Consider the following 529-nt stretch of genomic DNA (forward strand, 5'->3'; position numbering starts at 1 on the left):
CTGCCAACGAGGCAGCTGATCAATCAAGTTTGTTATGAGCAAAATACACCTCTGATATCGGCGGCAGCGATTGGTTGGCAAGGGCAGTTTGCTGTTTTTGACTACTCAGACAAACCATCAAATTCAGGCTGCTATCGATGCTTGTATCCATTTGATGAATTGCAGCAAACAATGAAGTGCAGCGAAACCGGCATTATCGGCCCTGTGGTGGGCACTCTGGGGAACTACCAAGCTCTCGCTGCTATTCAAAAGTTGGCGATAGATAGCTTTCATGTTGAGTGTGGTCAGTTACACCTCTTTGATGGACTGCGGATGAACTGGCAGACCATGTCTATAACCAAAGACAAGCAATGTCAGGTTTGTGGTGACAATAATCTTGCACCAGTGAGCAGTTAAGATATGACCGCCATGACAGTTTCAAATCAATTCGCAGCAAGTTCGTTTGTGCGTTCCTTTGTTAAAGGAGAGAGGTAACGTGATAGCTATCGTTATTAACGACCAAGCTCAGCTGGTCGAGTGTAATGCCAAC

The 529-nt window shown here is 45.7% G+C and carries 1 protein-coding gene; it reads left to right on the forward strand.

Annotated elements, in window-relative coordinates:
* On the forward strand, positions 1–396 hold a 396-nt coding region (locus R7R78_RS29220), incomplete at its 5' end, for a HesA/MoeB/ThiF family protein (RefSeq protein ID WP_225474980.1).
* Positions 397–529: the final 133 nt, after the last annotated feature.

Source organism: Vibrio sp. 2134-1, assembly GCF_033339495.1.